This is a genomic window from Caballeronia sp. SBC1, assembly GCF_011493005.1.
GTDB lineage: Bacteria > Pseudomonadota > Gammaproteobacteria > Burkholderiales > Burkholderiaceae > Caballeronia.
This window is the reverse complement of the sequence record NZ_CP049156.1, coordinates 798963-812217: the sequence shown is the minus strand read 5'-3', so window position 1 is coordinate 812217 and position 13255 is coordinate 798963. Positions and strand designations below refer to the sequence as shown.

The following is a 13255-nucleotide window of genomic DNA, read 5'->3' as shown; positions in this document are numbered from 1 at the left end:
ATCTCGGTTCTGGAAGCCAGACCGCCACTTTGCATGCAATAAGACAAGCGGTTATCGACAGCATCAAAAATCGAATCATGTAACACAACTCTTGAAACCAAAATCTGCATAAATCAGACGATCCATTCCAAAATCCAGAGAAATGTAATTTTTCGTTGCAATGAATATCCAAATGTGAAAGTCTTGCGGTTAATGCGGAATGCAAACAAGAAATGAAGGAGTTATTGCAATTCCGCATGGGTGTCAATACGCTTTTTGACGCCGATCAAAAAATGCCGTATGCGCGATCCTGCGTAATACGGTCCCACGCTGTTTTGGATACTGAGAGGTAAGAGACGATGAATCAAATTCATGCCATGCGTGTGTTCGTGCGGGTGTCGGAAACCGAGAGTTTTCGGCGCGCCGCACAACAACTGGATGTATCAAACGCGCTTGTTACTCGCGCAATTGCAATGCTGGAAGCGCATTTGCGTACCCGGTTAATCAATCGCACTACTCGTAACCTCTCACTTACAGAAGCCGGCACGCGTTATCTCGAAGGTTGCCGCGCATTGCTCGAAGAACTTGATCATCTCGAGTCAATGGTGGCGCATACCGAAGGCGACCCCAGCGGTACATTGCGCGTGGTGGCATCCGGATCGCTTTCGCTCATGGCGCTGACGCCGCTGATCGACGGCTTCCGGCAGGTGTATCCAAAGGTGAACGTACGGCTGACCTTATCCGAGCGTCATGTGGATCTGGTGGAAGACGGATTTGATGTCGGTATTGTCACGGCATTCATGGTGACGAGCACGGCATTGGTAGAACGCCCGGTCGCCACCAACACGCTGATTCCCGTCGCCACGCCTGCTTATCTGGAAGAGCATGGTTCGCCCAGCACGCCGGCCGACTTGCTGCACCACTCGTTCGTGGCGCTGCCAAGCGAAATGCGCAGCGCCACCTGGCACTTCCGGCATCGCAACAACGGCAGCGCCGACCAGGTCACGCTCGCACCTGTATATACTGTCAACAGTGCATTGATGGTGCGGCTGGGAACGCTGGCGCACATGGGCATTTCGATCATTCCGGAAGGCATTGTCGCTGCGGATCTGGAGAACGGCTCACTGGTACGGGTACTGGGTGATTACGCTATTGATGACCCGGACGTGAAGGTGTCAATCGTGTATCCGGGGCGACAGTATCTGCCGGCCAAGACGCGCGCCTTCATTGACTACACGCTCGAACATATGGGCCCGGGCGGAGAAGTCGGATTGCCGCAGCCAGAAACCATCCTCTCGCGACTTTCCATGGTGCCTCCGGCGAGCGCGATCGCTAACTGATTCAATTACCTGGCTGGCAGGGAGACAATTCGATGCCGATTCACATGATCGTCTTCAGCAGCCGGCAATATGATCGCGACGTCTTCACTGAGGCAAACGCGGCGTTTGGTTACTCTCTGCAGTTCCAGGAATCACAGCTTGACGCGCAAACGGCTATTCTTGCCCACGGGTGCGCGGTGGTATGCCCGTTCGTGAATGACATCCTTGACGAAGCCGTCCTGGAAACACTTCACGAGGGCGGTACACAACTCGTGGCGCTACGCTCAGCAGGTTTTAATCACGTCGATCTGGCAGCGGCAGTCCGGCTCGGAATTGGCGTGGTGCGTGTACCGGCTTATTCTCCGCATGCGGTGGCGGAGCACGCCGCCGGGCTGATCCTGACGCTGAATCGCAAGTTGCATCGTGCTTATGCCCGCACTCGCGACGGCGATTTTTCGCTTAACGGCCTTCTAGGTTTCGACCTGCACGGCAAGACGCTTGGGATTATTGGCACAGGCGTAATCGGGCGGGTATTTGGTCGCATCATGGCGGGTTTCGGCATGACGCTGCTGGCGTTTGATCCTGGAGCGCCAGCAGCCGATCTTCTGCAAGCCGGAACGCGTTATGTTCCGCTCGATACTCTGTTAGCGGAATCGGACATTGTCAGCCTGCATTGCCCGCTTTTACCCTCCACCTATCACCTCATCGATACCGCCGCACTCGCCCGCATGAAACACGGCGCCATGCTGATTAATACGGGCCGCGGCGGTTTGATCGACAGTCAGGCACTCATTGGCGCATTGAAAAGCGGACAACTAGGCCATCTCGGACTCGACGTCTACGAAGAAGAGGGCGGACTCTTTTTCGAAGACCATTCGAATCACATGCTGCAGGACGATGTGCTTGCGCGGCTATTGTCGTTTCCAAATGTTATCGTTACCTCCCATCAGGCTTTCTTCACGCGCGAAGCCCTTAGCGAGATCGCCAATACCACACTCGGCAATGTAAAGGCCTGGTTTGACGGCTCTCCGCGGCATCAGGTATTTCCCTGAACAATCGAATTACGCAATTCAAAATCCAGGAGTTTATCGAAGGGACCTTGTCATAATTCGCGCGCTTAATTTATTCTTCATACAAATGGACTTGCAAAAATATCTCAGTTCTATTACCTCTCTACGGCATGTCATTTGCTGTGATCCAATGCCACTTTGACAGCGGCGGCTAATTCCGCCCGCCGTTTTGGTGCTGTATTTACCCTGTCGTTTATCCTTTTCCACGAGCGGGGGCGGGTTGGACGCATCTCAGGACTTGATTGTCGCGAGGCCGGAAGGCCTTTATTGCCCGCCGGGCGATTTCTATATCGACCCGTGGCGCCCGGTTGATCGGGCAATCATCACTCACGCCCATGCCGATCACGCCCGCTTCGGGCATGCCAGTTATCTCGCGGCTGAGGCGAGTGTCGGTGTGTTGCTGTCGCGGTTACCGGGCATCTCCTTGCAAGGCGTTCCCTATGGCGAGCGCCTGGTCATCAACGGTGTCTCGATCTCGCTGCATCCGGCCGGCCACGTGCTCGGCTCAGCGCAAGTGCGCGTGGAACATGCGGGCCGGGTCTGGGTCGCCTCGGGCGACTATAAGGTCGAGCCCGATCCCACTTGCGCGCCGTTCGAACCGGTTCGCTGCGACACGTTCATTACGGAATCCACGTTCGGCCTGCCGATTTATCGATGGGAACCGTCGCGCGTGATCTTCGACGGCATCAATTCGTGGTGGCGGCATAACGCGGCCGAAGGCCGGGCTTCCGTGCTGTTCTGCTATTCGTTCGGCAAGGCGCAGCGGATTCTTGGCGGAGTCGATCCGGCAATAGGACCGATCTTTTGCCATGGCGCCGTGGAACCGCTGAATCGGGCTTACGCGCAAGCGGGCGTGCATTTGCCACTGACGCGCCTCGTCAGCGACATTCCCGCGAAAGACAAGGCCGCGTTCAAGGGCGCGTTGATCATCGCCCCGCCGTCCGCGCAAGGCAGCACGTGGATGCGCCGCTTCGGCGACTATAGCGACGCGTTCGCGTCGGGCTGGATGCGCCTTCGCGGCACGCGGCGGCGGCGCGGTCTGGATCGCGGCTTCGTGCTCTCCGATCACGCCGACTGGCCGGGTTTGCAGACAGCGATTGGCGCAACCGGCGCGCAACGCGTGATCGTCACGCACGGACAAATCGAGCCGATGGTCCGCTGGCTGCGCGAACAGGGTCTGGAAGCGGGCGCGTTCACGACCGAATACGGCGATGACGCAATAGAAGCCGACGCGGCGGAAAGCGGCCACGCGAGCCCGTCCACGCAGCAAACCGTCGAAGCCCCTCCCCCGCCCGAGGCCGACTCGCAATGAAACGCTTCGCCGCGCTTTACACCGCTCTGGACGGCACCACGTCGACGAAAGAAAAACTCGAGGCGCTGATCGCGTATTTCTCGGCGGCCGAACCTGAGGACGCCGCTTGGGCGTCGTACTTTCTGAGCGGCGGCAAACCACGCCAATCGGTGCCCACCCGTCTTCTCACCGAGTTCGCCCGCGAGCGCGCCGGCTTGCCGGCATGGCTCTTCGACGAGTCATATCAGGCGGTCGGCGATCTGGCCGAAACCATCGCGCATATCCTGCCGCCCGCACAGCGCACGTCAGAACTCGGCCTCGCGCAATGGATCGAGGAACGCGTGCTGACCTTGCGCGGCCTGGACCCGGCCGAGCTTCGAACCCGTTTGCTCGGCTACTGGGACGAACTCGCCTGGAGCGAACGTTTCTTGTTGACCAAGCTCATAGGCGGCGGTTTTCGGGTTGGGGTCGCACGCCAACTCGTCGTGCGCGCGCTCGCGGAAGTCGCGGGTGTGGATCACAAACGCATTGCCCAGCGTATGGTCGGCTGGACCGATTCGCAGCAAGCGCCGGGCGCGGCGCGCTATCTGCGGCTGATTGCACCGGAAAGCTCGGACGATGAAAACGCCGCCACGCCGCATGAGAGCGATCTCGGATTGCCATACCCATTTTTCCTTGCCCATCCCTTGCAAGCCGATCCGGCGACGCTTGGCGCGCCGTCGGATTGGGTGATCGAATGGAAGTGGGACGGGATTCGCGCACAGCTTGTCAAGCGCGGCGGCAGGGTGTGGCTGTGGTCGCGCGGTGAAGATCTGATCACCGACCGCTTTCCCGAACTCGCCTCGCTCGGCGCCGCGCTGGCGGACGGCACTGTTATAGACGGCGAAATTCTCGCGTGGGAACCCGGTGGCGACGCGCCATTGCCGTTCGCGCGACTGCAACCGCGAATCACGCGCAAAAGCTTGTCGAAGAAAGTGCTTGCCGATTCACCCGCTACGTTTCTCGCTTACGACCTGCTGGAAGCCAATGGCCGCGATCTGCGCGTCACGCCGCTGATCGAACGCCGCGCGCAACTCGATGCATTGGCCACCGCGTTAGGCGAAACATTGGCGGTCGACTTGCTGCGTGTCTCACCGATGGTTGAAGCGCCCGATTGGGTGGCCCTCGCCGCGCTGCGCGACGAAAGCCGCGGCCGGGGTGTTGAAGGCTTGATGCTGAAGGGACGTGAATCGCTTTATGGCGTCGGGCGCACGAAGGCTTCCGGGACGTGGTGGAAATGGAAAATCGATCCATACGCCATAGATGCCGTCTTGCTTTACGCGCAACGCGGCCACGGCCGGCGCGCAAGTTTGTACACCGATTTCACCTTCGCTGTGTGGGACGAAGCCGATGGCGTGCGCACCCTTGTGCCCTTCGCGAAAGCGTATTCCGGCTTGACGGACGAAGAGATGCGCAAGGTCGATGCGGTCGTGCGCAAGACGACCATCGAAAAATTCGGGCCGGTGCGCAGCGTCACGCCGACGCTTGTGTTCGAGATCGGTTTCGAAGGTATCCAGGCGAGCCCGCGCCACAAGTCAGGCATTGCCGTGCGGTTTCCACGCATGCTGAGATGGCGTACGGACAAGCACATTGACGACGCCGACACGCTCGGCATGCTCAAGGGTTTCCTCGAGGGAGCGGCGCCATGAGCACGTCTCCGGATGAAGGCGATATAGACGATCAGGATACCAAACCAACCTCAGATACGAAACGCCGTGCCCCGCATGCGCGTCGGGTACCGAGAACACGCGCGGCGCAGGCGAAAGCCGATGCCGTTGCTGAACTGTTTCGGCCGGTACCGATAGTCATCGATCGGGACGTTGCTAACACGCCGTTTGAAGCACGTCTCACTGCATGGTTCGAACGGCACGGCTGGCAACCGTTTCCGTTTCAACGCGAAGTCTGGACGGAGATTTTGGTCGGAGCGAGCGGCCTGCTTCACGCGACCACCGGCGCCGGCAAGACATGGGCAGTGTGGCTAGGCGCGCTGGCGGCATACACGCCCGAGCACCCGGGAAGCGCACTACCGGCCCCGCTTACCGTACTGTGGATCACCCCTATGCGTGCCCTTGCCGCCGATACCGCCCGCGCGTTACAAACCGCGGTGACGGAACTCGCAGTGCCGTGGAGCATCGGTTTGCGCACCGGCGATACCCCTTCCGCCGAACGCGCGCGGCAAAACAAGCGCATGCCGAGCGCGCTGGTCACCACGCCTGAAAGTCTCACGCTGATGCTCACGCGCGCGAATGCCGAAGACGAGATGAAACATGTGCGGCTGGTCGTTGTCGATGAATGGCATGAGCTGCTTGGGAATAAACGCGGCACGCAAACGCAGCTCGCCCTTGCTCGTCTTGCGCACTGGCGGCCTGGTTTGCAGGTGTGGGGGTTATCGGCGACGCTCGGCAATCTCGATCTCGCCGGCGACGCGTTGCTCGCGACGGTGAAAACGCCACGCGTCGTGGTGCGGGGCGCGCAGCCGAAAACGCTGATCGTCGATACGCTGATCCCCAGCACCATCGAACGTTTTCCATGGGGTGGCCATCTCGGCACGCGGCAGGTTGAACCGGTCGCCGCCGAGATCGAACACGCGCGCAGTTCACTCGTCTTTACCAACACGCGCTCGCAGGCCGAAGTCTGGTATCAGGCGTTGCTTGAATCGCGTCCCGATTGGGCAGGTTTGATCGCGTTGCATCACGGATCGCTGGATCAGGAAGTCCGCGCGTGGGTCGAACTCGGCCTTAAAAACGGCCAGTTGAAAGCGGTGGTCTGCACGTCAAGCCTTGATCTGGGCGTCGACTTCCTGCCGGTCGATCGCGTGTTCCAGATTGGCTCGCCCAAAGGCGTCGCGCGGTTGATGCAGCGCGCCGGGCGCTCGGGCCATGCGCCGGGACGGGCATCGCGGGTGACGATCGTGCCGACACACGCGCTCGAACTCGTGGAAGCCGCGGCCGCGCGCTGGGCCGTTGAGGAACGGCGCATAGAAGGCCGCGAGATGCCCAACAAGCCGCTCGATGTGCTCGTCCAACATCTTGTGACCATTGCAATTGGCGGTGGCTTCAGGGCGCGCGATCTCTTCGACGAGGTGCGCACGACGTATGCGTATCGCGACCTGACGCAGCAGGAGTTCGACTGGGCGCTGGCGTTTGTCGAACGCGGCGGCACTTCGCTCGCGGCGTACCCTGACTACCATCGCGTGACGCTCGATGCTGACGGCGTGTATCGCGTGCCGCGTGAGGATCTGGTCCGGCGCCACCGCAACAACGTCGGCACGATTGTCGCGAACGCGACCATCAACGTTGCTTACATGACGGGTGGCCGGATTGGGTCGATGGAAGAATCATTCATCTCGCGTCTGAAGCCCGGCGACGTATTCACATTCGGCGGCCGCGCGCTCGAACTCGTGCGCGTGCGCGAGATGACTGCGTACGTGAAACGCGCGACGTCCTCGCGTGGCGCGATGCCTCAATGGGCGGGCAGCAAGATGCCGCTGTCGTCCGAACTCGCCGATGCCACGCTGATGATGTTGGCGCGCGCCGTGAACGGCGTCTACGACGAACCCGAGATGCAGGCCGTGCGGCCGCTACTCGAATTGCAGGCGAAATGGTCCGCGCTGCCCGAGCCGGGCGTGTTGCTGGTCGAACTGATTCGTTCGCGCGAGGGACATCACTTGTTCTGTTATCCGTTTGCGGGACGAATGGCGCACGTCGGGCTTGGGTCGCTGATCGGCTGGCGCGTGGCGCGCGATCAACCGAGTACGTTCTCGATATCGATGAACGATTACGGCTTTGAGTTGTTGTCCGCGCAGCCTTTCGACTGGGAGACGCTCATACAGGACGGACTTTTTTCGCCCGATAATCTCGAGCATGACATTCTCGCGAGCCTCAATTCGTCGGAGCTTGCAGCGCGGCGTTTTCGCGAGATCGCGCGGGTGTCCGGATTGATCTTCCAGGGGCATCCCGGACAACAGAAAAGCGCGCGTCAACTGCAGGCATCGAGCGGACTTTTCTATGAAGTTTTTCGCCAGCATGACAGCAATAATCTGCTGCTTGCGCAGGCCGAGGAAGAGGTCATGTTGCAGGAACTCGAACTAGACAGGATACGAGCCGCGCTCAAGAGCATGAGCGCAAGTCGGCTAGCGCTGACGCGCCCGAAGAAACCGACGCCGTTTGCGTTTCCGCTGATCATCGCGCGGTTGCGAGAGAAGGTGAGCACAGAGAAATTATCCGATCGTGTCGCGCGTATGCTCGCCGATCTGGAAAAGGCGGCGCGCGCATGATGCTCGAGGCGTTGACAGTGGATATTGGCGGCCATGCGCTGGTGTTGTCGGCGGCGCGGGCTGCGTTCGACCCGGTGCGGCAAACCTTGTTCATCGCCGATGCACATATTGGCAAGGACGCTGTGTTTCGCGCTCGGGGCATTCCGGTGCCGGAAGGCTCGACGGGGGAAACGCTTGCGCGCCTGGACGCGCTGATCCTGATGCATCGGCCGGCGACGATTGTGTTTCTCGGCGATCTGCTGCATGCACGCGAGTCACATGCGTTGACCACGCTCGGCGCGCTGGCCGAGTGGCGTGAACGGCACGCCGGCTTGCGGCTGATCCTCGTGGAAGGCAATCATGATCGCCATGCTGGCGGACCGCCCGAGGCGCTCGCGCTCGAGGTCGTTGACGAGCCGTACAGGCTCGGGCCTTGGGCGCTGTGTCATTACCCGCAGCGAGTGGCGGGCGCGTATGCGCTGGCTGGGCATGAACATCCGGTGTACCGCATCGCAACTCGACTCGATAGCGCGAGATTGCCGTGTTTTCGTTTCGGCGCGGAGGCGGGCGTGCTGCCTGCGTTCGGCGCGTTTACCGGTGGCTTCGAGGTGAACGAAAGCGCGCGCGGCGAGCGGATTTTCGTAGTGGCTGGCGAGCGGGTGATGGCGGTGCGGACTCAGTGATAAATCATCTTCAATGACGTCAGTTTCGTCAGCGTCCCGCGCTGGAACCTGTACCAGCCATCGGCGCTTCTCATCACCACTTCATCGCGCTGCCAGAACACGCCGGTCAGTTTCATGCGCTTTGTCATGCGCTCGACCGTGGGCGGGCGCCGGGTGAAATCGTAGAGAACGAGTTCGGAGGCGCCGTTATCGAATGCCTCGACAATCATCCGCGCCCCCGACGGCTCCTCGAAATGCGCGATGCTGCGGGCGTTCAGCTGATCGAACGGCTTGCCATCGATTTGGGCTTCGAAGGTGGTTCCTTGCTGAACGAACATCACGCTGCCGCCAGTCGTTCGGATCGGCCCGGCGCTCGCGTCTGCTTCCTGAGCAACCGCCCTCGGCACGACCGTGAATGCCATCAGCGCGGCAACAATCACCGGAAAAAAATGCCGGAGCGCGATCATAAAGGTCCTTGGTCATTAAGCGTTGTTAAGCACGAACCCGCAACCTATTCCCCACGATGGCAAAAAGCAACACAGATCGCCTCGTGAAAGACCGAAAGTCCAACTGCTTGAATCAACTGCACAAATCTCAGGGTTTTCACCAAGCAAACCCAGCAACGTTCGGTACAATTTGATCCCTTCAGCTCGCCCGAGCCTGCGTTCTTCACCCCGATAACGCGCGACCGGCCAGCACTCAGTCACCGCGTACCCCATGCCTCTGCCCCTTCTCGCCCTCGCCATTGCCGCGTTCGGTATCGGCACGACCGAATTCGTCATCATGGGCTTGTTGCCCAACGTCGCGCGGGATCTCGGGGTCTCCATCCCCGCAGCCGGCATGCTCGTCTCGGGTTATGCGCTGGGCGTGACCATCGGCGCGCCCATTCTCGCTATCGTCACGGCGGAAATGCCGCGCAAGAAAGCGCTGATGAGCCTGATGGGCGTATTCATAGTCGGCAATCTGCTGTGCGCCATCGCGCCGGGTTACTGGATGCTAATGGCCGCGCGCATTCTGACCGCGTTCTGTCATGGCGCGTTCTTTGGCATTGGCTCGGTGGTTGCCGCGGACCTGGTTGCGCCCAACCGCCGCGCGCAAGCCATTGCGCTCATGTTCACCGGTCTTACGCTAGCGAACGTGCTCGGCGTGCCGCTTGGCACCGCGCTCGGTCAGGCGGCCGGCTGGCGCGCGACATTCTGGGTGGTGACGCTGATCGGGCTGGGCGCGGCGGGGGCGCTGGCCGTGTGCTTGCCGAAGCACATCGAGATGAGGGAATCGAGCATCCTGCGCGAATTCAACGTGCTCAAGAATCCGCAAGTGCTGATGGTGCTGGGCATCAGCGTGCTGGCATCGGCGAGTCTCTTTTCCGTGTTCACCTACATCACGCCGATCCTCGAAGATGTGACCGGCTTTTCGCCGCATGCGGTCACGTTGGTGCTGCTGTTGTTCGGGCTTGGGCTGACAGTGGGAAGCACGCTCGGCGGCAAGCTCGCTGACTGGAAGCTATTGCGTTCGCTGCTGACGTTTCTGGTATCAATCATCGTGGTCCAGGCCATTTTCGCGGCCACGATGCATGCCGCCATTCCCGCGATGATCACCATCTTCGTGTGGGGCGTGCTCGCTTTCGCGATCGTTCCCCCCTTGCAGATGTTGATCGTGAACCGCGCAAGCGATGCGCCGAATCTTGCATCGACGTTGAATCAAGGTGCGTTCAATCTCGGCAACGCCATAGGCGCGTGGCTTGGCGGCATGGCGATTGGCGCGGGCGCGGCGCTCAGTGCGCTGCCGTGGGTGGGCGTGTTGATGGCTTGCGGCGCGTTTGGTTTGACGTTGCTGTCGGCGTCGATGGATCGCAGGGCGCGGCGCGCGAGTATCGGGCAGGCGGTTTAGGTTTAGTAGGTTTAGGTTTAGGCTTCGGCTTATGCGATGCCCGCGCCGCCAGGCCCGAGGCGCTGCGCTCTACACCTTCACCCCGCCACCCCACGCGCAGGCAAAATCACGCCCTTGCATTCGCCGAACCCCACACGATACCCCTCGCCCTGACACCATCCGGTGAGCGTCAATTCATCGCCGTCTTCAATAAACCTGCGCTCGCCGCCCTCTTTCAACGTGATCGGACGCAGTCCGTTCCACGTCATCTCAAGCAAGCTGCCGCATGAATCAGGCGTTGCACCGCTGATCGTGCCGGAACCCATCAGATCGCCCACGCGCGTGTTGCATCCCGCCACCGTGTGATGCGCGAGTTGCTGCGCCATCGACCAATACATCAGCTTGAAATTGGTCCGCGTGAGCTTCGTCGCCGTCTCAGCGAGCGCGGGCCGCAGATGCACCTCAAGTTCGATATCGAATGCGTGATCGCCCGTGTGGCGCAAATACGGAAGCGGTTCAGGCTCCTGTTTCGGCGTTGCGGTACGGAACGGTTCGAGCGCATCGAGCGTGACGATCCACGGCGAGATGGTGGTCGAAAAACCCTTCGCGTTGAACGGCCCGAGCGGCACGTATTCCCATTGCTGGATATCGCGGGCGCTCCAGTCGTTGAGCAACACCATGCCAAAGATATGCGACTCGGCATCTTCACAGTCAACAGGTTCGCCCAGCGCATTTCCCGCGCCGACGATAAACCCCGTCTCCAGTTCTATATCCAGCTTCCGGCATGCGCTGAACACCGGCCGCTCGGCATCGGGCAGCTTGATCTGGCCGCTCGGCCGGCGCACTGGCGTACCGCTCACGATCACCGATGAAGCGCGTCCGTTGTACCCAATCGGCATCTCCGACCAGTTGGGCAACAGCGCGTTCTTCGGATCGCGGAACATGGACCCCACATTGGTCGCGTGCTCCTTCGATGAATAAAAATCCGTGTAGCCGGGGATATCGACAGGCAGATGCAGCGTCGCACTCGCCCGGGGTATGAGCGCGCGCGGACGCAGCGCCGTGTTCTTTTTCAGCGTGTCGCAGTGGGCTGCGAGCAGTGCGCTCACCTGGACACGAACGTGTCGCCACGCGTCACGTCCCAACGCGATAAACCCATTCAGCGTGGGCTGCGCGAACACCGGTTCGCATTCGATCAACCCCACTCGATGCACGACGGCGAGGTCGAGAATCCAGTCGCCGATCGCCACGCCCGCACGCGGCAACGGATTGACTTCATCGGTGAAAATGCCGAACGGCAGGTTCTGGATCGGGAAGTCGCTTAAGCGATCGTTCGCGGAATCGATCCAGCTTTTAAGCGCTGGATCGCGCGTCGCTTCAAGCGCTTCATGAGTCGGGCCGCCTGAAAAACTCATCGTTGCTCCGGATTAAAATGTTTGGTCAATCCCTGCCAGCACTCGTAGTAATGCGCCTGCAATTGCGCGGTTTCCAGAGCGAAGCGGGTTGGCTTGATCAGGGTGCGCGTTTCGAACATGAACGCCATCGTGTCGCCGACTTTCACGGGTGCCGATGTATCCGCGTTCGATGCCTTCTCGAAGGTCGCCGCGTCCGGCCCGTGTCCCGACATGCAGTTATGCAAGCTCGACCCTCCGGGCATGAAGCCTTCGGATTTAGCGTCATAGACGCCATGCACGAGGCCCATGAATTCACTCGCGACGTTCCGATGAAACCAGGGCGGCCGGAACGTATCTTCGTTTGCGAGCCAGCGCGGCGGGAAAATCACGAAGTCGATGGCATCCACACCCGGTGAATCAGTCTGCGATTGCAGCACGAGGAAGATCGACGGATCGGGGTGATCGAAGCTGATCGAACCAATAGTGTTGAACAGGCGCAAGTCGTATTTGTATGGCGCATAGTTGCCGTGCCACGCGACCACGTCGAGCGGCGAATGGCCGATATCCGCGCGCCACAACACGCCGTTCATCTTCGCGACGAGTTCGAACGCGCCCTCGCGGTCTTCATAAGCCGCGTGCGGCGTGAGGAAGTCGCGCGGATTCGCAAGACCGTTTGAACCGATAGGCCCAAGGTCCGGCAGTCTCAACAAAGCGCCGAAGTTCTCGCAAATATAGCCGCGTGCGGTGCTGTCCGGCAGCGTGACGGAAAAGCGCACACCGCGTGGAATGACCGCAATTTCGAACGGTTCTATATCGAGCCGCCCGAGTTCAGTCGCAATCGATAACCGTCCTTCCTGCGGCACGATCAGCAATTCGCCATCGGCGCTGTAGAAGAAACGGTCCTGCATTGAACGGTTCGCCGCGTACAGATGGATTGCGCAGCCTTGCATGGATTCGGCGGCGCCGTTGCCGGCCATCGTCACCCAGCCATCGATGAAATCCGTGGGCGCATCGGGCATCGGCAACGGGTCCCAGCGCAGTTGATTCGGCGGCGTGGGCGGCACCTCGGCGAAGTTCGCAACGAGCTTCGCGCGCAGGTCATTGCCTTCAATCTGCGTGAACGGTTGATGCACCGCCGCCGGCCGTATCCGATACAACCACGAGCGCCGGTTGTGCCCGCGCGGCGCGGTGAACGCAGTGCCCGAAAGCTGCTCGGCATAGAGACCATAGTTCACACGTTGCGGTGAATTGCGGCCGAGCGGCAGCGCGCCGGGCAACGCCTCGGTGGCGAAGTCGGCGGCAAAGCCCGATTGATAGTGGCGGCTGGTTTCAGTGTGACTCGTGAATGCGCCAGGCGATTCTGGTTTCATGGGCTTG

General features: G+C 60.6%; 10 protein-coding genes. 7 read left to right on the top strand and 3 right to left on the bottom strand.

All coding sequences use genetic code 11. The features are described 5' to 3' along the window. Window positions 1-338 precede the first annotated feature (338 nt). From SBC1_RS03470 to pdeM, 6 genes are all read left to right on the top strand, one after another. Entirely contained in the window at window positions 339-1319 is a 981-nt protein-coding gene (locus SBC1_RS03470; protein ID WP_165086932.1) for a LysR family transcriptional regulator, read from the top strand. A gap of 38 nt (window positions 1320-1357) precedes the next feature. Then, complete coding sequence (locus tag SBC1_RS03465) at window positions 1358-2350, top strand: 2-hydroxyacid dehydrogenase (RefSeq protein ID WP_165093043.1); 993 nt, start codon at window positions 1358-1360, stop codon at window positions 2348-2350. Window positions 2351-2588: 238 nt separating this feature from the next. After that, window positions 2589-3680 carry a ligase-associated DNA damage response exonuclease gene (locus tag SBC1_RS03460; RefSeq protein ID WP_165086929.1) on the top strand — a complete coding sequence of 364 codons (1092 nt, stop codon included), beginning with the start codon at window positions 2589-2591 and terminating at the stop codon, window positions 3678-3680. Then, window positions 3677-5347: an ATP-dependent DNA ligase gene (locus SBC1_RS03455; RefSeq protein WP_165086927.1), complete on the top strand. Its 1671-nt coding sequence runs from the start codon at window positions 3677-3679 to the stop codon at window positions 5345-5347. Before SBC1_RS03460 ends, SBC1_RS03455 begins: the two co-directional genes overlap by 4 nt. Then, window positions 5344-7974, top strand: coding sequence for a ligase-associated DNA damage response DEXH box helicase (locus SBC1_RS03450; protein ID WP_165987311.1), 2631 nt, complete (start codon window positions 5344-5346; stop codon window positions 7972-7974). The genes SBC1_RS03455 and SBC1_RS03450 overlap by 4 nt, the downstream gene beginning before the upstream one ends. Continuing rightward, window positions 7971-8636, top strand: a complete 666-nt coding sequence (gene pdeM / locus SBC1_RS03445) for a ligase-associated DNA damage response endonuclease PdeM (RefSeq protein WP_165086922.1) — start codon at window positions 7971-7973, stop codon at window positions 8634-8636. Before SBC1_RS03450 ends, pdeM begins: the two co-directional genes overlap by 4 nt. On the opposite strand, the gene SBC1_RS03440 is transcribed toward pdeM, so the two are convergent. Next, complete coding sequence (locus SBC1_RS03440; RefSeq protein ID WP_165086918.1) at window positions 8630-9082, bottom strand: hypothetical protein; 453 nt, start codon at window positions 9080-9082, stop codon at window positions 8630-8632. The genes pdeM and SBC1_RS03440 overlap by 7 nt on opposite strands. Window positions 9083-9332: 250 nt before the next feature. Here SBC1_RS03440 and SBC1_RS03435 point away from each other — a divergent pair, with 250 nt between their 5' ends. Next, window positions 9333-10505, top strand: a complete 1173-nt coding sequence (locus SBC1_RS03435) for an MFS transporter (RefSeq protein ID WP_165086916.1) — start codon at window positions 9333-9335, stop codon at window positions 10503-10505. Between the two features lie 77 nt (window positions 10506-10582). Here the strand turns inward: SBC1_RS03435 and fahA are convergent, their stop codons facing one another. Both fahA and hmgA read right to left on the bottom strand, forming a co-directional pair. Next, entirely contained in the window at window positions 10583-11899 is a 1317-nt protein-coding gene (fahA, locus tag SBC1_RS03430; protein WP_165987309.1) for a fumarylacetoacetase, read from the bottom strand. Further along, on the bottom strand, window positions 11896-13248 hold the full coding sequence (gene hmgA, locus SBC1_RS03425; protein ID WP_165987306.1) for a homogentisate 1,2-dioxygenase: 1353 nt from the start codon (window positions 13246-13248) through the stop codon (window positions 11896-11898). Before hmgA ends, fahA begins: the two co-directional genes overlap by 4 nt. Window positions 13249-13255: the final 7 nt, after the last annotated feature.